This is a genomic window from Lentzea sp. NPDC051208 (assembly GCF_040682435.1).
In the GTDB taxonomy this organism is placed as follows: Bacteria; Actinomycetota; Actinomycetes; order Mycobacteriales; family Pseudonocardiaceae; genus Lentzea; species Lentzea kristufekii.
In genome coordinates this window covers 24091-48525 of record NZ_JBFBAW010000032.1, presented here as the reverse complement: position 1 = coordinate 48525, position 24435 = coordinate 24091, and the positions used below count along the sequence as shown (strand labels likewise).

Annotated in this window: 27 protein-coding genes; 15 read left to right on the top strand and 12 right to left on the bottom strand. The window is 69.4% G+C overall.

The annotated features are described in order from the left end of the window. Entirely contained in the window at window positions 1–540 is a 540-nt protein-coding gene (gene cobU / locus AB0M48_RS42995; protein ID WP_363854326.1) for a bifunctional adenosylcobinamide kinase/adenosylcobinamide-phosphate guanylyltransferase, read from the bottom strand. 18 nt (window positions 541–558) lie between these two features. Here cobU and AB0M48_RS42990 point away from each other — a divergent pair, with 18 nt between their 5' ends. After that, window positions 559–756 (top strand): hypothetical protein, encoded by a 198-nt coding sequence (locus AB0M48_RS42990; protein WP_363854323.1) that lies wholly within the window; start codon window positions 559–561, stop codon window positions 754–756. Window positions 757–759: 3 nt separating this feature from the next. Here the strand turns inward: AB0M48_RS42990 and AB0M48_RS42985 are convergent, their stop codons facing one another. From AB0M48_RS42985 to AB0M48_RS42975, 3 genes are read right to left on the bottom strand one after another with little or no spacing between them, the layout of a single operon-like run. After that, entirely contained in the window at window positions 760–1746 is a 987-nt protein-coding gene (locus AB0M48_RS42985) for an aldo/keto reductase family protein (protein WP_363854320.1), read from the bottom strand. A 33-nt stretch (window positions 1747–1779) separates the two neighbouring features. Next, window positions 1780–2412: a class I SAM-dependent methyltransferase gene (locus tag AB0M48_RS42980; protein WP_363854317.1), complete on the bottom strand. Its 633-nt coding sequence runs from the start codon at window positions 2410–2412 to the stop codon at window positions 1780–1782. A 2-nt stretch (window positions 2413–2414) separates the two neighbouring features. Beyond that, on the bottom strand, window positions 2415–3041 hold the full coding sequence (locus AB0M48_RS42975; RefSeq protein ID WP_363854315.1) for a DUF3043 domain-containing protein: 627 nt from the start codon (window positions 3039–3041) through the stop codon (window positions 2415–2417). A gap of 42 nt (window positions 3042–3083) precedes the next feature. On the opposite strand from AB0M48_RS42975, the gene AB0M48_RS42970 reads away from it, so the two are divergent. Further along, window positions 3084–4118 (top strand): glycerate kinase, encoded by a 1035-nt coding sequence (locus AB0M48_RS42970; RefSeq protein WP_363854312.1) that lies wholly within the window; start codon window positions 3084–3086, stop codon window positions 4116–4118. A gap of 182 nt (window positions 4119–4300) precedes the next feature. Beyond that, a complete protein-coding gene (locus tag AB0M48_RS42965; protein ID WP_089922497.1) occupies window positions 4301–4672 on the top strand; it encodes an iron-sulfur cluster assembly accessory protein in 372 nt (123 codons plus the stop codon). Between the two features lie 116 nt (window positions 4673–4788). Here AB0M48_RS42965 and AB0M48_RS42960 read toward each other — a convergent pair whose 3' ends face one another. After that, window positions 4789–4962, bottom strand: a complete 174-nt coding sequence (locus tag AB0M48_RS42960) for a hypothetical protein (protein WP_319984237.1) — start codon at window positions 4960–4962, stop codon at window positions 4789–4791. 157 nt (window positions 4963–5119) lie between these two features. Between AB0M48_RS42960 and AB0M48_RS42955 the strand changes: the two genes are divergently transcribed. Both AB0M48_RS42955 and AB0M48_RS42950 read left to right on the top strand, forming a co-directional pair. Further along, window positions 5120–6052 carry a carbohydrate kinase family protein gene (locus tag AB0M48_RS42955; protein WP_363854391.1) on the top strand — a complete coding sequence of 311 codons (933 nt, stop codon included), beginning with the start codon at window positions 5120–5122 and terminating at the stop codon, window positions 6050–6052. 7 nt (window positions 6053–6059) lie between these two features. Next, window positions 6060–6824 carry a methyltransferase domain-containing protein gene (locus tag AB0M48_RS42950; protein ID WP_363854307.1) on the top strand — a complete coding sequence of 255 codons (765 nt, stop codon included), beginning with the start codon at window positions 6060–6062 and terminating at the stop codon, window positions 6822–6824. 42 nt (window positions 6825–6866) lie between these two features. Here AB0M48_RS42950 and asnB read toward each other — a convergent pair whose 3' ends face one another. Next, the gene (gene asnB, locus AB0M48_RS42945; protein ID WP_363854304.1) at window positions 6867–8795 is read right to left on the bottom strand and encodes an asparagine synthase (glutamine-hydrolyzing); all 1929 of its coding nucleotides are present in this window, start codon (window positions 8793–8795) and stop codon (window positions 6867–6869) included. A 181-nt stretch (window positions 8796–8976) separates the two neighbouring features. On the opposite strand from asnB, the gene coxB reads away from it, so the two are divergent. Both coxB and AB0M48_RS42935 read left to right on the top strand, forming a co-directional pair. Then, window positions 8977–9909: a cytochrome c oxidase subunit II gene (coxB, locus tag AB0M48_RS42940; RefSeq protein ID WP_363854301.1), complete on the top strand. Its 933-nt coding sequence runs from the start codon at window positions 8977–8979 to the stop codon at window positions 9907–9909. A 14-nt stretch (window positions 9910–9923) separates the two neighbouring features. After that, complete coding sequence (locus AB0M48_RS42935; RefSeq protein WP_319984241.1) at window positions 9924–10340, top strand: cytochrome c oxidase subunit 4; 417 nt, start codon at window positions 9924–9926, stop codon at window positions 10338–10340. A gap of 151 nt (window positions 10341–10491) precedes the next feature. Here AB0M48_RS42935 and AB0M48_RS42930 read toward each other — a convergent pair whose 3' ends face one another. From AB0M48_RS42930 to AB0M48_RS42915, 4 genes are all read right to left on the bottom strand, one after another. Then, window positions 10492–11172: a lysophospholipid acyltransferase family protein gene (locus tag AB0M48_RS42930; protein ID WP_363854298.1), complete on the bottom strand. Its 681-nt coding sequence runs from the start codon at window positions 11170–11172 to the stop codon at window positions 10492–10494. Between the two features lie 145 nt (window positions 11173–11317). Further along, window positions 11318–12358 (bottom strand): anthranilate phosphoribosyltransferase, encoded by a 1041-nt coding sequence (gene trpD, locus AB0M48_RS42925; protein ID WP_363854295.1) that lies wholly within the window; start codon window positions 12356–12358, stop codon window positions 11318–11320. Between the two features lie 5 nt (window positions 12359–12363). Further along, a complete protein-coding gene (locus tag AB0M48_RS42920) occupies window positions 12364–12774 on the bottom strand; it encodes a hypothetical protein (RefSeq protein WP_258950729.1) in 411 nt (136 codons plus the stop codon). Between the two features lie 64 nt (window positions 12775–12838). After that, a complete protein-coding gene (locus AB0M48_RS42915) occupies window positions 12839–13240 on the bottom strand; it encodes a hypothetical protein (protein ID WP_363854291.1) in 402 nt (133 codons plus the stop codon). Between the two features lie 93 nt (window positions 13241–13333). Here AB0M48_RS42915 and AB0M48_RS42910 point away from each other — a divergent pair, with 93 nt between their 5' ends. The 4 genes from AB0M48_RS42910 to AB0M48_RS42895 are packed head-to-tail and all read left to right on the top strand — an operon-like array spanning window position 13334 to window position 17592. Next, window positions 13334–13942 carry a heme-copper oxidase subunit III gene (locus AB0M48_RS42910; protein WP_363854288.1) on the top strand — a complete coding sequence of 203 codons (609 nt, stop codon included), beginning with the start codon at window positions 13334–13336 and terminating at the stop codon, window positions 13940–13942. 52 nt (window positions 13943–13994) lie between these two features. Further along, window positions 13995–14807: a c-type cytochrome gene (locus tag AB0M48_RS42905; protein ID WP_266043431.1), complete on the top strand. Its 813-nt coding sequence runs from the start codon at window positions 13995–13997 to the stop codon at window positions 14805–14807. Then, on the top strand, window positions 14804–15931 hold the full coding sequence (locus AB0M48_RS42900; protein WP_363854284.1) for a ubiquinol-cytochrome c reductase iron-sulfur subunit: 1128 nt from the start codon (window positions 14804–14806) through the stop codon (window positions 15929–15931). The genes AB0M48_RS42905 and AB0M48_RS42900 overlap by 4 nt, the downstream gene beginning before the upstream one ends. Then, entirely contained in the window at window positions 15928–17592 is a 1665-nt protein-coding gene (locus AB0M48_RS42895) for a cytochrome bc complex cytochrome b subunit (protein ID WP_363854281.1), read from the top strand. Before AB0M48_RS42900 ends, AB0M48_RS42895 begins: the two co-directional genes overlap by 4 nt. A 91-nt stretch (window positions 17593–17683) precedes the next feature. Here the strand turns inward: AB0M48_RS42895 and AB0M48_RS42890 are convergent, their stop codons facing one another. Together AB0M48_RS42890 and AB0M48_RS42885 are read right to left on the bottom strand one after the other, a co-directional pair. Continuing rightward, window positions 17684–17968 (bottom strand): Lrp/AsnC ligand binding domain-containing protein, encoded by a 285-nt coding sequence (locus tag AB0M48_RS42890; RefSeq protein WP_030474620.1) that lies wholly within the window; start codon window positions 17966–17968, stop codon window positions 17684–17686. 260 nt (window positions 17969–18228) lie between these two features. Further along, window positions 18229–19929, bottom strand: coding sequence for a DEDD exonuclease domain-containing protein (locus AB0M48_RS42885; protein ID WP_363854277.1), 1701 nt, complete (start codon window positions 19927–19929; stop codon window positions 18229–18231). Window positions 19930–20112: 183 nt separating this feature from the next. Between AB0M48_RS42885 and AB0M48_RS42880 the strand changes: the two genes are divergently transcribed. The 4 genes from AB0M48_RS42880 (at window position 20113) to AB0M48_RS42865 (ending at window position 24433) form a co-directional block, all read left to right on the top strand. Further along, window positions 20113–21471, top strand: a complete 1359-nt coding sequence (locus AB0M48_RS42880) for an NYN domain-containing protein (RefSeq protein ID WP_363854388.1) — start codon at window positions 20113–20115, stop codon at window positions 21469–21471. 65 nt (window positions 21472–21536) lie between these two features. Further along, the gene (locus tag AB0M48_RS42875; protein WP_363854274.1) at window positions 21537–22541 is read left to right on the top strand and encodes an NlpC/P60 family protein; all 1005 of its coding nucleotides are present in this window, start codon (window positions 21537–21539) and stop codon (window positions 22539–22541) included. Between the two features lie 10 nt (window positions 22542–22551). Further along, a complete protein-coding gene (locus AB0M48_RS42870; RefSeq protein ID WP_363854271.1) occupies window positions 22552–23319 on the top strand; it encodes a hypothetical protein in 768 nt (255 codons plus the stop codon). Between the two features lie 10 nt (window positions 23320–23329). Beyond that, window positions 23330–24433 (top strand): glycosyltransferase family 4 protein, encoded by a 1104-nt coding sequence (locus tag AB0M48_RS42865; RefSeq protein WP_363854268.1) that lies wholly within the window; start codon window positions 23330–23332, stop codon window positions 24431–24433. The last annotated feature ends 2 nt before the right edge of the window (window positions 24434–24435 follow it).

Genomic DNA, 24435 nt, shown 5'->3' with positions numbered 1-24435 from the left:
CTATCGCAGTATCAGGGGGATGCCGGCGACGAGGAGCGTGACCTCGTCGCACACCTCGGCGACGCGCGCGTTGAGCGCACCGAGGTGATCGCGGAAGAGCCTGCCAGAGCGCGTCGACGGAATGACGCCGAGGCCGACCTCCGCCGTCACGAGCACCAGCCGCGCCCGGCACGTGGCGACCGAACGCACGAGCTGGTCGACGCTGCCCGCGATCGCCTCGGCGCCGTTGCCCTCCCACGCCTGGGCGTCGTCGAGCACGCCGACCAGCCACGTGGACAGGTCGTCCACCAGGATCGGCGGGTCCTCGTACTGCGTCGCGGTGAGCAACGCGGGCAGGTCGGCCGGCGAGGACGCCTCGACCGTGTGCCAGGTGGACGGACGCCGCGCGACGTGCAGTGCGATGCGCGCGTCCCAGTCAGGGTCGTCCGGGTAGCGGCGCGCGGTGGCGACGTAGGTCACGGTCGCTTCGGTGAGCAGACCTTCCGCATGCGCTGACTTGCCCGAACGTGCTCCGCCGAGCACGAGCGTGCGAGGTGACAAGAGAGTTAGCCTTCGTCCGTGGAATACCGCTGGCGTTACCAGGATGCACAGGGACGCGACGTCGCGGGCCCGGATGTGATGTTCGCGGACCAGGCCGACGCCGAGGAGTGGTTCAACGCCGAGTGGCGTGACCTGCTCGACGCCGGGGTCGACCAGGTCACGCTGCTGCGTTCGGACACCGAGGTGTACGGCCCGATGAGCCTGCACCCGGCCTGATGATCAGCCCTGGGCGGTGAGCCTCGGGTCCTCGGTGATGACGCCTTCGAGGACCTTGTCGATCTGCGTGAGCACGTCGTCGCCGAGCTCGACGTCGATGGCCTTGACGTTCTCGAAGACCTGCTCGGGACGCGACGCGCCGATGATCGCGGACGCGACGTTCGGGTTCTTCAGCACCCACGCCACGGCGAGCTGCGCCAGCGTGATGCCCGCCTCCTCGGCGATCGGCTTGAGCTGCTGAACGGCGTTGAGCACGTCGTCGCGCATCCAGCGCGCGATCATCTGCGAACCACGCGCGTCGGCCAGGCGTGACCCCTCCGGCACCTCGGCGCCCGGCAGGTACTTGCCGGTCAGGATGCCCTGCGCCACGGGGGAGAAGACGATCTGGCTCAGACCCTCGCGCTCGCACGTCGGGATGACCTGCGGCTCGATGACGCGCCACAGCATCGAGTACTGCGGCTGGTGCGACACGAACGGCACGTTCAGCTCACGGGCCAGCGCGGCACCGCGGGTGATCTGCTCGGCGGTCCACTCGGAGACGCCGACGTAGAGGACCTTGCCCTGGCGGACGAGGTCGGCGAACGCCAGCATCGTCTCTTCCAGCGGGACGCTGTAGTCGAACCGGTGGGCCTGGTAGAGGTCGACGTAGTCGGTCTGCAGGCGCTTCAGCGACGCGTTGGCCGACTCCATGACGTGCTTGCGACCGAGTCCGCGGTCGTTGGGGCCGCCAGGGCCGGTCGGCCAGTAGACCTTGGTGAGGATCTCGAGCGACTCGCGCCGCTCACCCCGCAGCGCCCGGCCGAGCACCGACTCCGCGGCCGTGTTGGCGTAGACGTCGGCGGTGTCGAAGGTCGTGATCCCCGACTCCAGCGCCGCCTTCACACAGGCGTGGGCCTGGTCCTCCTCGACCTGGGACCCGTGCGTGAGCCAGTTGCCGTACGAGATCTCGCTGATGGACAGGCCGCTGCGGCCGAGTCGACGGAACTTCATACATCGGAGCTTAAACCGAAATCGTTCGTGCTGCTAATGAACTTCGGGCGCGTGCCACACCAGGGAACACCGCCAGAACAGGTGCCTGCGGACGCGCACGCCGGGCAAAATCTCCCGTGCCGCCGCGCGGATCTCGTTCAACGTCGGCGCGCTCATCACCACCGGCATCTCCGCGTCGTGCGGCGTGCCCCCGGTGCCGTTGAGGGCCTTGACGAGCCCGACGAGGGCGTTGGCGGGCAACGTCACCAGCTCCATCGCCCGGTCAGCCCAGCTCGCCGTCATGTACAGCCCGATGACGATCAGCGTCCCGCCTGGAGCGGTCAGCTCGGCGAGCCTGGTGAGACCTTCTCGCAACGGCAAGTGGTGCAAGCTCGCCTCGGCGGTGACGACGTCGTACCGCCCGAGGTCGTGGGTGAGCACGTCGCCGTGAATCCATCGGACGTCGCTCGGGGCGGCGCTCGCCCGTTCGATCATGCGCGCGCTGGCGTCGATCGCGGTGACCTCGCCGGCCCTGATCTGCCGCGCCAGGTCACCCAGGCCACAGCCGACGTCCAGCGCCGATCCGGCCCGTGACGGCAACTGCCGGAGCAGCCAGCGGCGGTACCACTCGTTGTGGTTCCACCGCAGCTTCTCCGGCAGCTGGAGCTTGCGCTGCTTCTCGCGCACCGCTACTTGATCGCGTCGCCCGGCTTCACGCGCGGCTTGGGCACGCGCAGCTTGCGGATCTGGCTCGCACGGATGAACGAGTACCAGCCGATCGACAGGCCCTTGATCGGCTCGGTGGGGAACTTCGCGCGCACCTTCCGCGTGACGAGGCGGCCGAGCACGATGCCCTCGATGACCATCGCGATCAGCATGAACGTTGTCGCGAGCGTTGCGTACCGCTGCACGGCCAGCGACGGCGTCAGCAGCGCCACGAACACCAGGATCGCGAGCGGCATGAACAGGCCCATGAGGTTGCGCCGCGAGTCGACGAGGTCGCGGATGTACGCCTTCACCGGACCGCGGTCGCGCGGCAGCAGGTACTTGTCCTCGCCCGCCATCATGCGCTGACGACGCTCGGTCGCCGCGGCACGGCGCTCTTCCTTGCTCACCTTGTTGCCGCGCATGCGCTTGAACGCCTCGCGCTGCGTGCGGGGAGGCGGTGGCACCGGCCCGGAACGCCGGCCCTGCGCCTCACGCCGCTTGGGCGTGGGCCTGCCCTTGCCCGTGGAACGGGTGGAGTCGGCGACCTGGTCGGTCGACTCGGTGGCCGGGGCATCGGTATCGGCGGCGTTGCGGCGCAGGAACCTCACGGCAACAGGGTAGGACAGTGGTTCTTCTGTACCTTTCGCGAGGTGCGCGTACTCATCGCCCCGGACTGCTTCGGCGGCACCCTGACCGCCCGCGAGGCCGCCGACGCCATCGCCACCGGCTGGCGCGACGCCAAGCCCGACGACGTCGTCACCCAACGCCCGCTGGCCGACGGAGGCCCCGGCTTCGTCGACGTGCTGCACGCCGCCACAGGCGGCGATATCCGATATGTCACCGTGACCGGCCCTCTGGGAGAACCGGTCGAAGCGCGCTGGCTCAGCGTGCACGCAGGTGGTCGACGCGCTGCCTACATCGAGTCCGCGGAAGCGTGCGGCCTCCACCTGATCCCTGCGGACCTCCGCCCGCAGGCCTGCGAGACGGCGACCACCCGCGGCGTCGGCGAGCTCATCGCGGCAGCGGCGCCTGACAACGATGTCATCACTGTCGGACTAGGCGGCTCCGGCACAACCGACGGCGGCGCCGGCATGCTCGCCGCGCTGTCGGACGCCGACGTGGACCTGACTGCCATATCGCTCATCGCCGCCTCCGACGTGGAGAACCCCCTCCTCGGCCCCCACGGCGCCGCGCGCACGTTCGGTCCGCAGAAGGGCGCGTCCCCGGACGCCGTCGAACGCCTCGAAGCGAAGCTGGCCGCCATGGACGTCCTCGCACCCGTATCCGGGATCTCGGGTGCCGGAGCGGCGGGCGGACTCGGCGCCGCGCTGCTCTCACTGGGCGCGGCGATGACGTCGGGCGCGGGCCTGGTCCGCGACCTGACCGGCCTCGACGCCGCTCTCGACGAGGCCGACGTCGTCATCACCGGCGAAGGCAGCTTCGACTGGCAGTCACTGCGCGGCAAGCTCATCACCGCCGTCGCCGCGGGCGCGGCCGAACGCGGCATCCCGTGCATCGCCATCGCGGGCCAGGTCAGCGTCGGCCGCCGCGAGATGGGCGCCGCCGGCGTCCAAGCCACCTACTCGGTGTCCGACCACGTCGGCTCTGTGCAAAAGTCGATTGCGGACGCCCGCAAAAGTGTCATTGCAACGGCGCAGCACGTCGCCCGGCAGTGGTCGCGCTGAACAGCGAAAACCTCGTTAGAGGGTCTGGCTGATATATCGGTTGGCTTGAGCGTGGTCTACGTGACAGTCGACACCTAGGGTGACAAGGGGCGCCCTTGTGGGACCATGGGAAGCGGAACAAGGCGGGGAACGCCCGTGTTGTTGATGGGTGAACCGCCCGCAAAGGACCTCTTAGGAGAGCCATGACGACCGCTCAGGATGCCGCTTCGACCGCTTCCGAGGCGCCCAGCCACGGCGTGACGCTGACCGATGCGGCCGCCGTCAAGGCCAAGGCGCTGCTCGACCAGGAGGGCCGCGACGACATGCACCTGCGCATCGCCGTCCAGCCCGGTGGTTGCGCCGGCCTTCGCTACCAGCTGTTCTTCGACGAGCGCGCACTCGACGGTGACGCGATGGTCGACTTCAACGGCATGAAGGTCGCCGTCGACCGCATGAGCGCCCCGTACGTCGAAGGTGCTGTCATCGACTTCGTGGACACGATCGAGAAGCAGGGCTTCACGATCGACAACCCGAACGCCGGCGGGTCTTGCGCCTGCGGCGACTCGTTCCACTAAGGCGAACACGCGGAGAGGCCGCGTTCCCGCATCGACGGGAACGCGGCCTCTCCGCGTGTGGACCGGAAAACCCTGCCAGGTGCTGCCCGGACGGACCGGTGAGCCGGACCCTGGAGCTAGACGCCGTATTCGGCGAGGCCTTCGACCTGGTGGGCGCACCGCTCGTCGACCTGCCACGGCGCGGCCGTGCGCGGGGCGGGAAGGGGGTGCTCGGGGTGGGTCAGAGCGAAGGGGAGCTGCGCGCAGTCCTCGATCAGTTCACTCATCGTGGTCGCCTCTGGGATCGTCACTTCCTGACCGTATGACGACGGTCTGACCTGCGGTAGCCCTACCAAACAGTAGTCTTCACCGCGGCACTCGTCCGGGTGAGTTGTCACGTAGCGCAACAAGAAAAGAGGAGCCGACGTGCCCCTAGCCGTGTGCGGCAGCATCGCGACCGACCATCTGATGCACTTTCCGGGTCGTTTCGCGGACCAGCTGGTCGCGGAGCGTCTCGACCGCGTGTCGCTGAGCTTCCTGGTCGACGACCTCGTGGTCCGCCGCGGCGGCATCGGCGCGAACATCGCGTTCGGCCTCGGTGTGCTCGGGGTGCGGCCGGTGCTCGTCGGCGCCGTCGGCAAGGACTTCGACGACTACCGCTCGTGGCTGGAGCGGCACGGCGTCGACACGTCGGGCGTGTACGTGTCCGAGGTCGCGCACACCGCGCGGTTCGTCTGCACGACGGACGACGACATGTGCCAGATCGCCTCCTTCTACGCCGGTGCGATGGCCGAGTCCCGCAACATCGAGCTCGCGCCCATCGCGAACCGCGTCGAGAACCTCGAGCTCGTCGTCATCAGCCCGGACGACCCCGCGGCGATGCTCCGGCACGCCGACGAGTGCCGTCAGCGCGGCTACAGGTTCGCCGTCGACCCGTCGCAGCAGCTCGCCCGCATGGACGGCGAGCAGGCGCGCGCGTTCGTCGAGGGCGCCGAGTACCTCTTCAGCAACGACTACGAGTGGGAACTGCTGCTGCAGAAGACCGGCTGGACCGAGGCCGACGTCCTCGCCCGCGTCGGCAAGCGCGTCACCACGCTCGGCGCCAAGGGCGTCGAGATCGTCGACCGCGACGGCTTCGCGCTGCACGTCCCCGCCGTCCCCGAGGTCGCGAAGACCGACCCGACCGGCGTCGGCGACGGCTTCCGCGCGGGCTTCCTCGCCGGCACCATCGCCGGCCTGAGCATCGAACGCGCTGCTCAGCTCGGCTCGTTCATCGCGGTCGAGGTGCTCGAGACCGTGGGCACGCAGGAGTGGGTGATCGAGCGCGAGCCGGCGCTCGCCCGCATTCGTGGCGCGTTTGGTGCCCAAGCCGCTGAAGAGATCGCTCCAGTCCTGCCATGATCGGACAATGGGGACGTACCTGTTCGGCGACTCCGGTGAGTCGCTCGATCCGAAGTTCGACGCGCTGAGCTCACTGCTCGACGCGGGCACCTTCGCCCGCGTCGAGCAGCTGGGTGTCTCGGGCGGCTGGCGCTGCCTCGAAGTGGGAGGTGGCGGGGGATCGGTGGCGAACTGGCTGGCGGACGTCGTCGCCCCGGCCGGGCACGTCACGGTCACCGACATCGACGTCACCCGGCTCGAGGAACGCGACAACGTCACGGTCCTCGAGCACGACGTGGCGTCCAACATCCTGCCGGGCAACGCGTTCGACCTCGTCCACGCCCGCCTGGTGCTCTTCTACCTCCCTGCCCGCGACCTCGTCCTGCGCAAGCTGCGCGACGCGTTGCGCCCCGGCGGCTGGCTCGTCCTCGAAGAGTTCGACTGCCTCCCGCTCGAAGTCCTCTCCGCTGCTCCGGACGACGCGAAGCTGATCATGCGGGTGAAGAACGCCCTGCTGACGTTGCTCGACCAGGCCGGCGCCGAACTGGCGTGGGGCGCCCGCGTCGAACGGGCACTGCGCGACGCCGGTCTGCACGACGTCAGCGGGTCCCGTGACGTTCAGGAGTGGGAGGGCGGCTCCGCGGGGTGCCGCCTGCTCGCGGAGACCGCTCGCCTGGTGCGCAAGAAGCTCCCGCTCAGCGACGAGGAGTTCGACCGCTACCTGGAGCTGATGGCGTCCCCGGAGACCGTCGTCAGCTCGTACGCGATCTGCAGCGCACAAGGTCGTCGCTGAAAGCGTCAGGGCCCCTCCGCGGAGGGGCCCTGACGCGTCGAACTAGAGCTTGACCGGGTAGTGCGGTTCCGGCACCGCCGGCCGGATGCGGCCCTCGACGAAGATGCCGTGCCAGATCATGAACACCAGCAGCGCCCAGATGCGGCGGCTGTGGTCGAGCACGCCGGAACGGTGCTCCTCGATCAGCCGCAGCACCGCGGTCTTGTCGATGTACTGGTCGGTCTGAGACGCGCGCACGATGTCGACGGCCCAGTCGTGCATCTCGTCCTTGAGCCAGTGCCGGATCGGCACCGGGAAGCCGAGCTTGCGGCGGTTCAGCACGTGCGCCGGCACGATGTCGCGGATCGCCTTGCGCAGCGCGAACTTCGTGGTGTCCTTCGTGATCTTCAACTCACTCGGGATCTGCGACGCGATCTTGAAGACCTCGGGGTCGAGGAACGGCACCCGCAGCTCCAGCGAGTTCGCCATGGTCATCTTGTCGGCCTTGACCAGGATGTCGCCGCGCAGCCACGTGAAGAGGTCGACGTGCTGCATGCGCGTCACCGGGTCCCAGTGGCGCGACTCGCGGTACGGCTGGGCCGTCGCGTCCATGTGCGACACCGCCGGGTCGTACGTGCGCAACACCTGGCGCAGGTGGTCGTCGAGGAAGATGCGCGCGTTGCCGTAGTAGCGCTCCTCCAGCGTCAAAGCGCCACGACGCAGCAGGTCCTTGCCGCGCACGCCGTGCGGGATCTTCGTCGAGACCTTGCCCATGGCCTTGCGCAGCGCGCCCGGCACCTTCTCGAACCCCGCCAGCGACAACGGCTCGCGGTAGATCGTGTACCCGCCGAACAGCTCGTCCGCGCCCTCACCGGACAGCACGACCTTCACGTGCTGACGCGCCTCACGCGCGATGAACCACAGCGGCACCAGCGCCGGGTCCGCCACCGGGTCGTCGAGGTACCAGGTGATCAGCGGCAGGGAGTCCATCATCTCCTGCGCGCTCACCGTGCGGACCACGTGCTTCACGCCGATCAGCGCCGCCGACTCCGCGGCCACGTCGACCTCGGAGAACCCCTGGCGCTCGAACCCGGTGGTGAACGTGATCAGGTCCGGGTTGTGCTCCTTGGCCAGTGCCGCGACGACCGTCGAGTCGATGCCGCCGGACAGGAACGAGCCGACCGTCACGTCCGCGCGCATGTGCTTGGCGACCGAGTCGCGCAGCGCGGCGGTGATCTCGTCGTAGAGCGCCTCGGCCTCGCCCTCGCTGCGGACCGTGCGGATCTTGAAGTTCGCCGGGAAGTACCGCTCGAACTTCGGCGACTCGCCCGGGACCAGCGTGAACGAGTGCCCCGACTCGACGCGGTAGATGTGGTCGTGCAGCGAGGCGGGCTCCGGCACGTACTGCAGCGTGAGGTAGTGCTGCAGCCCCTTGACGTTCATCTTGGGCGCGATGCCGATCGCGGAGGCGAGCTCCAGGAGGGTCTTCTTCTCACTGGAGAACGCGACACCGCTCTGGCCCTGCGCCCAGTACAGCGGCTTGATGCCGAACGGGTCGCGGCCGCCGAACACGACGTCGCGCTCGGAGTCCCAGATCATGAACGCGAACATGCCGCGCAGCCTCGTGATCGCCGCGGGCCCGTAGTAGTGGTACGCGGCGACGATGGTCTCGGTGTCGCCGTCGGTGTGGAAGACCGCGCCGTGCTTCTCCGTGAGCTCGGCCCGCAGCTCCAGGTAGTTGTAGATCTCGCCGTTGAAGTTGATCGTGTAGCGGCTCGGCGACTCCGCCGGACCCCAGGTCAACGGCTGGTGGGAGTGCTCGATGTCGATGATCGCGAGCCGGTTGAAGCCGAACACGACCTCGTCGACCCGCCGGGTGCCGCTCTCGTCCGGCCCGCGGTGCCGCATGCAGCGCAGCGCCGCCTCCACGGCCGGGCGCGCGTTCTCAGCCTCGTTCTCGCTGGGGCAAACAAGTCCTGCCAGGCCGCACAAGGCTCTCGCACCTCTCAAAAGACATGAAGGGGAAGACCACGGGGAAGTCCCCAGTATGCCGAAGGGGCTCTGTGTGACCGAAACTGCACCGCAGCGGCGGTGCCCCCGAGGGGTGAGCGTGGTTGTGCTGGGCTACGCTCCCGCTTGATCCGTTGGCATGGAACGAGGAGGCGGGCGAGCAGTGGGCCTGAAGGAGGGCACCAGGGCATCCCGGCTGGTGAAGACCGCTGGGCTTGTGAGCCTGGTCGGCATCGGGGCCACCGGTTGCTCCACGGACGAGGTGCTGCGCTTCGGATGGCCGCAGGCCGTCACGCCGCAGGCCGAGAAGATGCGCGAGCTCTGGACCTGGTCCGTGATCGCCGCGCTCGTCGTCGGCGTCATCGTGTGGGGTCTGATCCTGTGGTCGGTGGTGTTCCACCGCAAGAAGTCCGAGGAACTGCCGCGTCAGACGGCGTACAACCTCCCGCTGGAGATCGTGCTCATCGTCGTGCCGACGGTGATCGTGGCGGTGTTGTTCTACTTCACCGCCGTGACGCAGAACTACGTCACGGACAAGTCGGGCAAGCCCGACGTGAACGTCGACGTGATCGCGTTCCAGTGGAACTGGGAGTTCCAGTACCCGGACCACAAGACCGAAGCGGGCAACGTCGTCAGCACGGTCGGCACCTCGGGCGAGGTCCCGATCATGGTGCTGCCGGCCGGCAAGCGCATCCAGTTCACGCTGCGCTCGACGGACGTCATCCACTCGTTCTTCGTGCCGGAGTTCCACTTCAAGAGGGACGTCTTCCCGCAGCCGGAGAAGAACAACCAGGACAACGTCTTCCAGATCGACCAGATCGACCGTCCGGGTGCGTTCGTCGGCCGTTGCGCCGAGCTCTGCGGCTCGTACCACGCGGTGATGAACTTCGAGGTCCGGGCGCTCGAGGAAGCCGACTTCCAGGAGTACATCGAGCTGCGCAAGCAGGTCAACGAGAAGACGGGCAAGCCGTACACCACGGCCGAGGCCCTCTCTCAGGTGAACTGTGACAAGTGGTGCTCACCGCTGGCCACGACGACGACCCCGTTCAACACCGACCGGACGGCCCGCGAGGCCTCCGGCGCGGGCCAGAAGTAGGGACACGCCCCGCGATGAAGATCGAAGCTCGCGTTTTCGACCTGGTGATGGCCTTCTCGTTCCTGATGGCCGTCGTCTACGGCTACTGGACGCACCTGGCGACCGGCCACGTCGAGCCCACCGGCACGGTGGCGCTCGCGCTGACGGGTGGCCTGGCGCTCATCACCGGCACCTACTTCCGGTTCGTCGCCCGCCGCATCGAGGTGCGGCCGGAGGACAACCCCGACGCCGAGGTGTCCGACGGTGCCGGTGAGCTGGGCTTCTTCAGCCCCGGCTCGTACTGGCCGGTCGGTCTCGCCGCCGCGGCGGCGACCACGGGTGTCGCGGTGGCCTTCTGGCACGTGTGGCTGCTCGTGATCGCGGTCGTCCTGGTGCTGGTCGCGGTCGGTGGCCTGGTGTTCGAATACCACACCGGTCCCAACCACGACTGACACCCGGCATCGGGTACCGCTCGACGAAGGCCCCCTCCGACGCGGAGGGGGCCTTCGTCGTCTCTGAGGAACCCCTGCACCGGACTTGGCACGAGAAAGGCCCCTTCCCGCCGTCGCGGCGGGAAGGGGCCTTCGCAGGTTCTGCGCGGTGTTACGCCGCCGCGGCGACCGGGGTCTTCTGGTACGCGTCGACGTACTCCTGGCCGCTCAGGTCGAGGATGCGGTAGATGATCTCGTCGGTGACGCTGCGCAGCACCGGCAGCGAGTCCTGCATGCCGTCGTAGCGGCTGAAGTCGAGCGGCTCACCGAAGCGGACCGTCACCGGGACGATCTTCGGGAACCTGCTGCCGACGGGCTGGACCTTGTCGGTGCCGATGATGCCGACCGGGACGACCGGGGCGCCGGACTCGAGCGCCATGCGGGCCACACCCGTGCGGCCGCGGTGCAGCCTGCCGTCGAGCGAGCGGGTGCCCTCCGGGTAGATGGCGAAGGCGTCCCCGCGCGCCAGGATCTCGGCGGCCGTGTCGAGCGCGGCTCGGGCGTCACGGCCGCTGCCGCGGTGCACCGGCACGTGGCCGAGCGAGGAGAAGAACCGGCGCGACAGCGAGCCCTTCAGGCCGGTGCCCGTGAAGTACTCCGCCTTCGCGAGGAACGACACGCGGCGCGGCACGACCATCGGGATGACCACGCTGTCGATGAAGCTGAGGTGGTTGGCCGCCAGGATGACGGGGCCGTCGGTGGGGATGTTCTCCAGTCCGTCCACCACTGGGCGGTAGACGAGACGGGCAGTGCGCGCGACGACGTGCTTCATCACCGGGTAGAGGAGGGCCATGTCTCCAGCATTCCAGGTGGCGATTGCCACGGCGTTACCACGTGGTGCGCATCTCGGGCCCATCACTCGCTCGGACTACGCCGATGCGGCGGCCGTGCGAGCAGGGTCACGCGCCGGCGACGACGCGTGACCGAAACACGTTCCGCTAGCCCTTGAGGGCCTGTGAGAGCTCCACCCAGCGGTTCAGCAGCGTCGCCGCCCTGCCCGAGTCGATCGCGTCGGCCGCGCGGCTCAGCGAGGCCGACAGGTCCGCGTGCAGGTCGTCGGAGAACCCTCCGTGCGCCGCGATGGCGCCCGCGGCGTTCACGAGCACCGCGTCCCGCACCGAGCCCGTCTTGCCGGCCACCAGGTCGCGGACCACCTGGGCGTTGACCGACGGGTCGCCGCCCTTCAGGTCCTCCTCGCGCGCGGGCTTCACACCGAGCACGGACGGGTCGATGGTCTCCGTGCGCACCACACCGTCCTGCGCGAGCCACGCGGACGTCGTCGTGGTGGTGGTGATCTCGTCCAGACCGTCGTCGCCCCGCACCACCAGCGCCGTGTTGTTGCGGCGCGCGAACACGCCGGCGATCAACGGTGCCGCGGCCGCCCGCGCGCAGCCGATCAGGCCGACGGTGGGCTGGGCGGGGTTCGTCAGCGGGCCGAGCAGGTTGAACGACGTCGGGATGCCGATCTCGCGCCGCACCGGGCCCGCGTGCCGGAAGCCGGGGTGGAACACCGGCGCGAAGCAGAAGCCGATGCCGAGCTCGCGCACGGTCTCCCGCACGCCGTCCGCGGGCAGGTCGATCGCTACGCCCAGCGCCTCCAGCACGTCCGCCGTGCCGCACTGCGACGACGCCGCGCGGTTGCCGTGCTTGACCACGGGCACGCCCGCGGCGGCCGTGATGATCGCGGCCATCGTCGAGATGTTCACCGAACCGGAATGGTCGCCACCGGTGCCCACGATGTCGGTCGCCCGCACGTCCACCGTGAACCGGTTCGCGTGGTTGAGCATCATCGTCGCGAGGCCGTCGACCTCCTCCGGCGTCTCGCCCTTGGCGCGCAACGCGACGATGAACGCCGCGATCTGCGCCGAGGTCGCCTCGCCCGACATGACCTGGTCCATGCCCCAGGCGGTGTCGTCAGCGGTCAGGTCGACGCCGTCGAGCAGCCGGTTGAGCAGCGAGGGCCAGGTGCGCTGGCTCATGGCCGTCAGCCCTTGACGACGGGAACAGCCGAGCCCCGCAGCACCTCGGCCACGGTCTCGGCGGCGGCCAGCGGGTCCAGCGGGTGCACCAGCACCGCGTCCGCCTGCGACCAGGTCGCGAGCCACCTGTCGTCCTTGCGGCGCACCGCGACGACGATCGGCGGGCAGTTCGTGATCTCGTCCTTGAGCTGGCGGGACAGGCCCATGCCACCGGTCGGCTGCGCCTCGCCGTCGAGGATCAGCAGGTCGACGGTGCCGGCGTCCGCCTCGTAGAGGACGTCCGCGATCGTCGCCGCCTCGACGTAGTCGACGCGCGCGAGGTCGGGCGCGGGACGGCGGCCGACCGCAGTGATGATCGTCTCACGCACCTCGGGCCGGTGGCTGAACACCAGGATCTTCGTGGTCTGCGTGCTCATCTCTGGATCCTCCGCTGCGACTGCGACTGCGGTCCTGAAGAAAGTGACCAAGGTCGCCGTGATGCTATCGGGCCGGTCCGTCCCCCTTCTGCAGGGCGTCCCACCCCAGGGCCTCGCCGCCGAGCCGTTGCGCCAGCGAGGCCATCCGCGACCGCTCCTGGGCGCAGTGCAACGCGTCCAGCTTCTGCACGCGGCTGATATGCGATATGTCACCGGCTACGAGCACCCAGCCGTCCGGCGTGAGCAGTTCGCGCGCACGTTCTACCTGCTCAGCGGGGATGCGCACGTGGTGCCGCAGCACCGCGGGCTCGTCGGCGCGCCACCGCGGGGACCGCGCCAGAGCGGCGGAATCGGCCTCCGCGATGTCGAACGCCTCGACCACCACGACGAGCGCGGGGTCGTCCATCGACAACCCCGGCTCGTCCTGTCGGCGCAGCTTGTCCCGCAACCGGCTCAGCAAACTCATTCGTTGATCTCCTCGCGATCACCCCGCGTGTGACCCAGCCGACCCATGATCTGCCCAGGACCCGATGGGCGGACGGAAATAGCGCAGGCAATAATGCTGCTCGTGACCACGGCAGCGCCTTCAATCGGCCAGCGCGTGCACTCGCTGAACCGCCCGAACATGGTCAGCGTCGGCACGATCGTCTGGCTGTCCAGCGAGCTCATGTTCTTCGCTGGCCTCTTCGCCATGTTCTTCACGGTGAAGGCCCAGAACGAGGGACCTTGGCCCCCGCCCCCCACGCACCTGAACGTCCCCTACGCGTCGGTCTTCACGATCATTTTGGTCGCGTCGTCCTTCACCTGTCAGTGGGGTGTGTTCGCGGCGGAGCGGGGAGACGTCTTCGGTCTGCGTCGCTGGTACATCGTGACCCTGATCATGGGCGCGATCTTCGTCGGCGGGCAGGCAGGCGAGTACATCGAGCTGGTCGAGCACGGCACCACGATCCCGTCCTCGGCTTACGGCACGGTCTTCTACCTGACGACCGGCTTCCACGGCTTGCACGTCATCGGCGGTCTGATCGCGTTCGTCTACCTGTTGATCCGGACGAAGCTCAGCAAGTTCACGCCGGCACAGGCCACCTCCGCGATCGTCGTGTCGTACTACTGGCACTTCGTCGACGTCGTGTGGATCGGGCTGTTCGCCATCATCTACATCGTGCCCTGACCTGCTCCCCAGCCACGAGCTCCCGAACTGACAGCAAGGGTTGCCGCACACCATGACCACCACGACGAAACGCCCCCGCGGCGCCCGCACGAAGCTGCGTCGCCGGGTCGCCGGACTGCTCGCACTGGGCTTCGGCCTGCTGAGCGCCGGCATGCTGTTCGCCGCTTTCGCGCCCCAGGCGCAGACCGCCCAGGCGCAGCAGCAGGACGCCCTGGTCCGCCAGGGTGAGCAGATCTACCTGAACACCTGCCAGAGCTGCCACGGCAAGTCTCTCGAAGGCGTGCAGGACCGCGGGCCGAGCCTGATCGGCGTCGGCGACGCCGCGGTCTACTTCCAGACTTCCTCCGGCCGCATGCCCATGGCGCGGCAGGAGGCGCAGGCCATCCGCAAGCCCGCGAAGCTCTCCCCTGAAGAGATCAACGCGCTGATGGCCTACATCGACGCGAGCGGCGGCGAGGGCCCGAAGAAGCCCACGGAGACCGGCGAGGGCCTGCGCGGCGACAACCCCGCCCGCGGTGGCGAGCTGTTCCGCCTGAACTGCTCCAGCTGCCACAACTTCACGGGCCGTGGTGGCGCGCTGTCGTCCGGCAAGTTCGCGCCCGCGCTCGACGGCGTGTCCGAAGAGCAGATCTACACGGCGATGCTGAGCGGGCCGCAGAACATGCCGAAGTTCGGCGAGCGCCAGCTCACGCCGGAAGAGAAGAAAGACATCATCGCGTACGTCAAGTCGGTCACCGACGGGAACAACAACTCCGGAGGTAACCCCCTGGGCGGGTTCGGACCCGTTTCCGAGGGCTTGATCGCGTTCATCGTGGGCATCGCCGCGCTCATCGGCGTGACCCTCTGGATCGGAGCCAAGGCATGAGCGGCGACAAGCCGATCGAGCTGCCCAGCGAGGCGGAGCTCGCGGAGATGAGCCGGGACGACCTCGTCAAGCTCGGCACGAAGATGGACGGCGTCGAGCTCGTCCACTACGAGGAGAAGTTCCCGGTCCCCGGCACCCGTGCCGAGCGCCGTGCCCAGCGCACGGTCGCGCTGTGGTTCATGATCTCGGCGGTGGCGGGTCTCGCCTTCCTCGGCGTGTTCCTGTTCTGGCCGTGGCAGTACGAGTCCCCCTCGAACCCCGAGGGCCACCTGCTGCACATGCTGTACAACCCGCTGATCGGCCTGTTCCTGGGTCTGTCGGTGACGGGCCTGGGCGTGGGCGCGCTGCTCTACACCAAGAAGTTCATCCCGGACGAGCTCGCGGTGCAGCAGCGCCACGACGGCCCGTCGGCCCAGGTCGACCGCGCCACGCTGGTCGCCGAGCTCGCCGACGCGGGTGAGCGCAGCGGCATCGGCCGCCGCAGCCTGATCAAGCGCACCGCGGGCCTCGGCGCCGGCGTGCTGGGTCTCGGTGTCGCCGCGGTTCCGCTGGGCGCGCTCATCAAGAACCCGCACTCGGACAGCGAGACCAAGAACTCGCTGTGGCACACCGGCTGGAAGGCCGAAAAGGGCGAGAAGGTCTACCTGCGCCGCCACACCGGCAACTTCCACGACGTCTCCCTGGTGCGTCCCGAGGACGTCGAGCCGGGCGGCTTCGAGACCGTGTTCCCGTTCCGGGAGTCCGAGCGCGACGACGAGCACGCCCTGGTCGCGGCCCTCAAGCGGGCCGACGCGCCGGTCATGCTCATCCGCCTGCGCCCGAACCAGGCCGTCACCAAGCGTGCAGGTCAGGAAGACTTCAATTACGGTGACCTGTACGCGTACTCGAAGATCTGCACGCACCTGGGTTGCCCGACCTCGCTGTTCGAGCAGCAGACCGGTCTGCTGCTCTGCCCGTGCCACCAGTCGCAGTTCGACGTCTTCGAATACGCCAAGCCGCGGTTCGGTCCGGCCACCCGTCCCCTTCCGCAGCTTCCGATCACTGTGGACGAAGACGGATACTTGGTAGCCCGCAGCGACTTCATCGAGGCTGTGGGTCCGGCGTTCTGGGAGCGGAAGTCATGAGTGCCATCACCACGCCGACGAAGCCGGCCAACGCCGCCGCGCGCGTCGCAGGGGCGGCGGCCAACGCTGCCGACGAGCGGTTCCACCCGGCCTCCGGCCTGCGCAAGCAGATCAACAAGGTCTTCCCGACGCACTGGTCCTTCCTGCTCGGTGAGATCGCGCTGTACAGCTTCATCGTGCTGCTGCTGTCGGGTACGTACCTGGCGTTGTTCTTCGACCCGTCGATGACCGAGGTCACCTACAACGGCGCGTTCGAGAACCTGCGCGGCATCGAGATGTCGCGGGCGTTCGCGTCCACGCTCGACATCTCGTTCGAGACGCGCGGTGGCCTGTTCGTCCGCCAGGTGCACCACTGGGCGGCGCTGCTGTTCATGGCCGCGATCGTCGTGCACATGTTCCGGATCTTCTTCACCGGCGCGTTCCGCAAGCCGCGTGAGATCAACTGGGTCATCGGCATCGTGCTGTTCATGCTCGGCGCGATCGAGGGCTTCCTCGGCTACTCGCTGCCGGACGACCTGCTCTCGGGCACCGGCCTCCGCGTCATGGCGGCGCTGCTGATCTCGTTCCCGGTCATCGGCACGTGGCTGAACTGGCTGATGTTCGGCGGGGAGTTCCCCGGTACGGACATCATCCCGATGCTCTACACCGCGCACATCCTGATCATCCCGGCGATCATCCTGGGTCTGATCGCGGCGCACCTCGCGCTGGTCTGGTACCAGAAGCACACGCAGTTCCCGGGCGTGGGCCGCAAGGAGACCAACGTCGTCGGCGTCCGCATCATGCCGGTGTTCGCGGCCAAGGGCGGTGGCTTCTTCGCCATCGTCGTCGGTGTCATCGCGATCATGGGTGGCGTATTCCAGATCAACCCGATCTGGAACTTCGGCCCGTACAACCCCGCGCAGATCTCCGCCGGCTCGCAGCCGGACTGGTACATGGGCTGGACCGACGGCCTGGTCCGCATCTGGCCCGCGTGGGAGTTCTACCTGGGCAACTACACGATCCCGGCGCCGTTCCTGCCGTTCATCCTCGGTCTGCCGCTGCTGACCGGCATCGCGGCGGTGTACCCGTGGATCGAGCGCAAGATGACCAAGGACTACGCGCACCACAACCTGCTGCAGCGCCCGCGTGACGTGCCCGTCCGCACCGCGCTCGGCTGGATGGCGATCACGTACTTCATGGTCCTGCTGCTCATGGGCGGCAACGACATCTTCGCCTACCAGTTCGACATCTCGTTGAACCTGACGACGTGGATGGGCCGGATCGGCATGCTGGTGCTGCCTCCGCTCGCGTACTTCATCGCGTACCGGATCTGCATCGGCCTGCAGCGCGGCGACCGCGAGGTGCTCGAGCACGGTGTCGAGACCGGCATCATCAAGCGCCTGCCGCACGGCGAGTTCATCGAGGTCCACCAGCCGCTCGGCCCGGTGGACGACCACGGCCACCCGATCCCGCTCGCCTACCAGGGCGCGTCGGTGCCGAAGAAGATGAACAAGCTCGGCTCGGCCGGTCACCCGGTCGCCGGCAGCACGTGGTCGCCGGACCCGGTCGAGGAGACCGTGGCCCTGGAGAACGCGCGCAAGGCGAGGCACGTCTCCGAGGGGACCAGCGCCCAGGACGAGGTCGGCGAGCTCGCGGGCAAGCCGTCCGACCCGAAGGCCTGATCCACCGCTGAACGCGACGAAGGCCCCCGTGATCTTCACGGGGGCCTTCGTGCTGTCTGTGGCCGCTGGGCCGGTAGATCGAGCCGGACCGTCAGGCGTCGTCCAGGCCGATGGAGAACGCGGCCTCGTCGTCACGCTTCGAATAGCTGCGGAACGCGATGTGCGTGTCGGTGTTCAGCACACCCGCGACCTTGCTGATCTTTCCGGGCACCAGTGCGGCGAGGTCCTCGTGCTTGCTGACGCGCACCAGCGCGATCAGGTCCACGTCACCGGCACAGGAGTACACCTCGGTGACTCCGTCGATGTCGGCGATCTCCTGCGCGGCCTCGGGAATGCGTTCGGCGGCGGCCTGGATCAGCACGATGGCGGTGACCACGGCGTCCTCCTCGGGTCTGGGCTCCGGTGTCTCAAGCACCCGTAGTCTGCCCTACCGCCTGATCACCTGCGTGGGGACGTCGCCGCTCACGCCGCCCGAGCCGCCCACACCCTCCGCATGTCCCTTTGTCGACATCCCAACCGATATATCGGTTGGCGCCACCCCGTCTGACCTGCTCTTACCCTCCTTATGCAAAAAACGTTTGCGGACGTCCGCAAACGTTTTTTGCATAAGGGGTGTGCAACGAGGTGCCTCGGGGGTCAGTTCCAGCGGTCGTGGAGGGGACGAGCGCCCGCGGCTTGTTCGGCCCACGGCACCCATGCCGCGGCGGCACCGGCGGGGGAGGACCACGGCTCGTCCGCGTAGACCAGGCGGGTGCCCGGCTGGTCGAGCCAGCGCAGGACGACCGCGGCCTCTTCCGGCGGTGCGCCGCGCAGCGGGCCGGGGGTCGGAATGACCGTTTCCGCCGAAGCGATGAGCGCGTCGACCACCGGCATCGGACGGGTGCCCCGGCGGGCGACCCCGGCGGAGGCGAGGCGGCCGTAGCGCACGACCGAGAACTCCCAGCCGCCTTCGCGGTCGGGTCGGGCCGCCACGAGCTGGGGGAGTGCCGCGAGGGCCGCCAGGCGCTGGGCGCGGTCCAGGGACCGGACGAGGCCTGCCAGGCGGTCACGGCGGCGAGCGGCCTCCTCGAAGCGTTCCGCCGAGGCCAGGCCGCCGAGCTGGGTGATGAGCGTGCGTAACGGGTCGGCGCTGCGGCCGACGACCAGATCGCGCACGGCGACCACGGCGGGGGAGTACTCCTCGACCGTCTGCCGGCCCGCGCAGGGAGCTTTGCAGCGGTCGAGTTCGGCCAAGGCGCACGGCGAGGCGCGTTGGTTCGTGGCGGGGATCTTGATGGTGCACGAGCGCAGCGGTACGGCGTCCAGCAGCGCGTCCGCGACCGACTCGGCTGCCTTGCGGGTGCGGAACGGGCCCAGCGCGCCGTCGCGGGGGACCTTGACCAGTGAGATCCGGGGGAACGGCTCGTCGGTCAGGGTCAGCCACCAGGCGTGGTGGGGGTTCTTCGAGCGCCGGTTGTAGGCGGGGCGGTGGGCGCGCAGGAGCCGGAGCTCGCGCACCTCGGCTTCCAGCGGGTGGGAGCACTCCACGGCGTCGACCCGCACGGCGAGGGCGACCATCTCGCGCAGCCTGCGCCTGCCCTCGCTCGCCGTGAAGTACTGGCGGACGCGGCGCCGCAGGTCTGACGCCGTGCCGACGTAGAGGACCTCCTCCTTCGGGCCGCGGAAGAGGTACACGCCCGGTGTCGACGGCAGGTGGGCGGCCAGAGAGCGTTTGCGGCGTTGTTCCGGCGTGACCTCGGGCAGGTACGCCAGCAGTTCTTCGAGCGAGTGCACGCCCACGTTGCCCACGCGCTCCAGCAGCGCGTGCAGCACCTCGACGGTGGTGCGGGCGTCGGCCAGCGCCCGGTGCGTCGGCTTGGTCTCCGTGTGGAACAGGTCCGAGAGCGCCGACAGCCGGCACGACGGCGCCTCGTCGCGGCTGAGCACCCTGCGGGCGAGCTTCACGGTGCACACGACCGACGGCTTCGGCCAGCGGTAGCCGTGCCGTTCGCAGGCGGCCTTCATGAAGCCGACGTCGAAACCCGAGTTGTGCGCCACCAGGACCGATCCGGCCGCGAACTCCAGGAACGCGGGCAGCACCGTCTTCATGGTCGGCGCACCCGTGACCATCAACTGCGTGATCCCGGTCAGCTGAGCCACCATCGGCGGGATGCCGCGCTCCGGGTCGACGAGCGTGGCGAACTCGCCGATGACCTGGCCGCCGCGCACCTTCACCGCGCCGATCTCGGTGACGGCGTCCTCCTCGGCGCTGCCGCCCGTGGTCTCCAGGTCGAAGACGACGAACGTCGTGTCGCGCAGGGGCGTCCCCAGCTCGTCGAAGGACAGTTGTCCGGTCACGTGGCTGACGTTAGCGACGGGGTCTGACAATTTTTCGAGCTGATCTCCAGTGGTGCTCTGACCTGCGGTTGCTCCATTGGAGTGGTGTGCGGGTGATCTTTTCCAGATCGTTGTTACCCAGGGCGGACACGTCCGTGCGTTGACCGAGTGCCGGGGCTCTAGCCTGGTGGGGTGCCCGACCCGATGCCCGAGCCCGAGTCCGACCAGCCTGCCGATGAGGCGGGTGAGTCCGCGGACGACTCCACTGTCGAGTCTTCTGTGGACTGGTCGGCCCTGCCGGAGCCGTTGCGGGTGAGGCTCGCGGAGCTGGGAGCGGACGCGCTGGGCGAGATGGCGAAGGTCGACGTGCCGCAGCACCTGCGGCCGGTGGCCAAGTTCGCGCCGACCAAACGCGCCCGGCTGGGCGGTTCGCAGGTCGTGGCGGGCCTGCGGGACTCGGCGAACTTCCGCACCGCCGTGGTCGAGTGGCTGCGCAAGAACAGGCCGTCGACGCTCGAGGTGACCTCGCCGGACCCGGTGACGGCGGCCGCGGCGGCGGTGCTGACCGGTGACGACGTGGCACTGCATTACGTGGAGCTGGTGTCGCGACGGGTGGGCGACGCGTCGCTGCGAGCCGAACGGGACGCCGCCGTCGCACGCGCGGAACGGCTGGAGACCGAGCTGGAACGGCTGCGGTCCGAGCGCACCCAGCTCGACGGTGCCACCGAACGCGTCCGCGCGGAGGCGGAGATCGAGCTGGAACGCCTGCGCAAGCGGTTGCGCGAGCAGGGCGTGAAGCTGCGCGAGGCCAAGGACGCCGCCGAGGCCGCCGCCGCCGAGGTGCACAAGATCCAGGAGCGCACCGCGGACGAGGTCAAGCGCCTGACCGCCGAGCGCGACCGCGAGCGGGACCGCGCCGAGACCGAACGCGGCAAGGCGCAGCGGGCGATCGCCGACGCCGATGTGGCCCGGCAGTCCGCACGGGAGGCCCGGCAGGCCGACGAGGTGCGGCTCGCACTGCTCGTTGACACCCTCGACGGCGCCGTGACGGGACTGCGCCGTGAGCTGGCTCTGGGCGGCGGTACCGGTCCGCGCCCCGCCGACCTCGTGCGGGGCGCCAGCGCGTCGCAGGGGACCGTGGGACGCGTCGAGGACCCCGCGGCACTGGACCGGTTGCTGGCGCTGCCCGCGGTGCACCTGGTCGTGGACGGCTACAACGTCACGAAGACCGGCTATCCGGAGCTGTCGCTGTCGGACCAACGCGATCGGCTCGTCCATCAGCTGGCGGTGCTGGCCGCGCGCACGGGTGCCGAGGTGACGCTGGTGTTCGACGGCGCTGGAGTGGTGGCCGTGCCCGCGGCGGCTCCTCGTGGCGTGCGCGTGCTCTTCAGCGATCCGGGTGTTCTGGCCGATGACGTGATTCGTGCGCTGGTCACGGCGGAGCCCGAGGGCCGGCCCGTGGTGGTGGTGACGTCGGACCGGGCGGTCGCGGATTCGGTGCGCCGCCGTGGCGCGCACCCGGTGCCGTCCGCTGTGTTGCTGGCCCGTCTCGGGCGTGTTTGATCACCCGGTAGCCTGACGCCGTCGATCTTGGCGGTCTTGTTCTGGCGAGGGGGATCGGCGACCTCATGTCGCGCAACTTCACCCGTGGTTTCCTGGTTCTCCTGCTACTTCTTCCGGCCGCTCCGGCCGTGTCCTCGGCTGCGCAGCCGGCCGATCCCGCGCGCGCGTACGCGGATCTGACGGCGCAGGCGACGAAGCTCAACGAGGAAGTCCTGCGCGCGCAGGAGGACCTGGTCCAGCGCAAGGCCGAGCTGGACCGCGCGACCGCGACGGTGGCGGCGGCGCAGCAGATCGAGCGGCAGGCCAAGCGCGACGAGGACGACTACCAGGGGCAGGTCGACCTCATCGCCCAGGCGTCGTTCGAGGGGGCGCGGTTCAACCAGCTGTCGGCGCTGCTCGTCGCGGACTCGCAGCAGGACTTCCTGATCCGCCTCGAGATGATGCGGGTGCTGGCCGCCGACAAGGCGGAGTCGCTCGCGCGGCTGTCCGCCGCGGTGGAGAAGGCCCGGCAGGCGCACCAGGTGGCGGAGAGCGCGCGGGCGCGTGCCGCGGAGACCACGGCGGCGGCCGAGAAGCTGAAGAGCGACCTCGACGCGCGCAACCAGGCGTTGCAGGCGCAGATCACCGACGTGCGGACGGCGCTGACGCGGCTGCCCGCCCCGGTCGTGAACCAGTTGCGCGACCCCGGCGACCGCTCGCAGGTCAGCGTGCCTTCCGGGACCGCGGGGGCAGCGCTGAGCTTCGCGCTGGCGCAGCGCGGGGACGAGTACAAGTACGGCGCCACGGGCTTCGACCAGTGGGACTGCGCCGGGCTGACGATGAAGGCGTACGCGACGGCCGGAGTCACGATCCCGCGCACGTCCGGCGGCCAGGCCGGGGTCGGCCGTGCCGTGTCACGCGGTGAGGTCCGTGCGGGCGACCTGATCGTCTACTACTCGAGCCGGTCGCACGTGGCCATGGCCGTCGACAACGCGCGGGCGGTGCACGCCTCCACCGAGGGCCAGCCGGTGAAGATCGCACCGATCGACGCCATCGGGCCCATCGCGGTGATTCGGCGCATCGAGGGCTAGCGTTGCGCCGGTGAAGCACCTCCGGACGTTGCTGGCGGTCACCGTCGCCATGACGTTCCTGCTGGGCGTCAGCGTTGCACTACGGCCCGTTGAGTTGCAGTCGACCGCAACAACCCATTGCAAAGAGGCGGTGCTGACGGCTGCCGCAGGCACTGTGAGCAGCAGTTCTTGTGACGGTGCGCTGGCGTCGCGGGTGTCGGGGCTGCTGGACACCTCGGTGCGTGAGGTCAACGATATATTGGATATCAGCTGGGCTCGGCGGGTCGCCGTCGTTGTTCCGGCGACGGACAGCGAGCTCGTGTCGCTCGTCGGACCCGCGTTCGCGGACATGGCCGGTGTGGCCATCAGGGACGGTTCCGGGCAGCGGGTCGTCCTCAACCGGGTGCGTGCCGCGGCGTTGTCGGACGTGGAACTGGGCGTGCTGCTGCGGCACGAGATCACGCATGTCGCGACGCGTGACCTGACGTCGGATTCGGCGCCACTGTGGCTGGTGGAGGGCTTCGCGGACTGGGTGGCGTTCCACGGCACGGGGCTGTCGCTTCGCCAGGCCGCGCCGCTGCTGAAGCCGGACGTCTCGGCGTTGCCGGTCGACTTCGGCGGCTCGGGGCGTGACCTCGCCTACCAGCAGGCGTACTCGATCATGGTTTACCTGGAGTCGCGGCTGGGGGAACGGGGCGTCGTGGACTTCTTCCTGCGGCACGCGTCGATGTCCGCAGTGGACGCCCGTGCCGTCGACGTGGCGGGCTGGCGCGAGTTCCTGAAAACGACCATCGGATAGCGTTGAGTTCGTGCGCCGAACCTTGCTGGTGACCAACGACTTCCCGCCCCGCCCCGGTGGCATCCAGTCCTACCTGCACGCTTTGGCGACACGCCTGCCCGCGGACTCGCTCGTCGTCTACGCGCCGAAGTGGAAGGGCGCGGAGGAGTTCGACGCCGAGCAGCCGTTCCCGGTGGTGCGGCACCCCACGTCGCTGATGCTGCCGACGCCGGACGTCCTCGCCCGCGCACGTGACATCGCCCGTGCCGAGTCGTGCGAGGCCGCGTGGTTCGGGGCGGCGGCACCGCTGGCGCTGCTGGCGCCCTCGCTCGGTCTGAGCCGCTCGGTGGCGTGCACGCACGGGCACGAGGTCGGCTGGTCGATGCTGCCGGTGGCGCGGCAGGCGTTGCGGGCGATCGGGTCCGGAGTGGACGTCGTGACGTACGTCAGCCGCTACACCCGGTCCCGGTTCTCGGCCGCGTTCGGGCCGATGGCGGCGCTGGAGCACCTTCCGTCCGGTGTGGACACCGAGCAGTACCGCCCGGACCCTGCCGCGCGCGCCGAGATCCGCCGCCGGTACGGGCTGGGTGACCGGCCGGTGATCGTGTGCGTGTCGCGCCTGGTGCCGCGCAAGGGCCAGGACGTCCTGATCCGAGCGCTGCCGCTCATCCAGCGCTCGGTGCCGGACGCCGCCCTGCTGATCGTCGGCGGCGGGCCGTACCGCAAGACGCTCGAGAAGATGGCCGCCGGTTCTCGCGACATCGTGCTGACCGGCTCGGTGCCGTGGGAGGAACTGCCCGCGCACTACAACGCGGGCGACGTCTTCGCGATGCCCTGCCGCACGCGCGGCCGCGGCCTCGACGTCGAAGGGCTCGGCATCGTCTACCTCGAAGCCTCCGCGACCGGGCTGCCCGTCGTGGCCGGACGGTCCGGCGGCGCTCCGGAGACCGTGCGGGACGGCATCACCGGCAACGTCGTCGACGGGCTCGACGACGAGAACGTCGCCGCGCGGATCGCCTCGCTGCTCGCCGATCCCGGGACGGCGGCCAAGATGGGGCGCGCCGGCCGGGAGTGGGTCAGCGACCACTGGCGCTGGGACCAGCTCGCACACCGCCTCGAGAACCTCATCGGCTGACC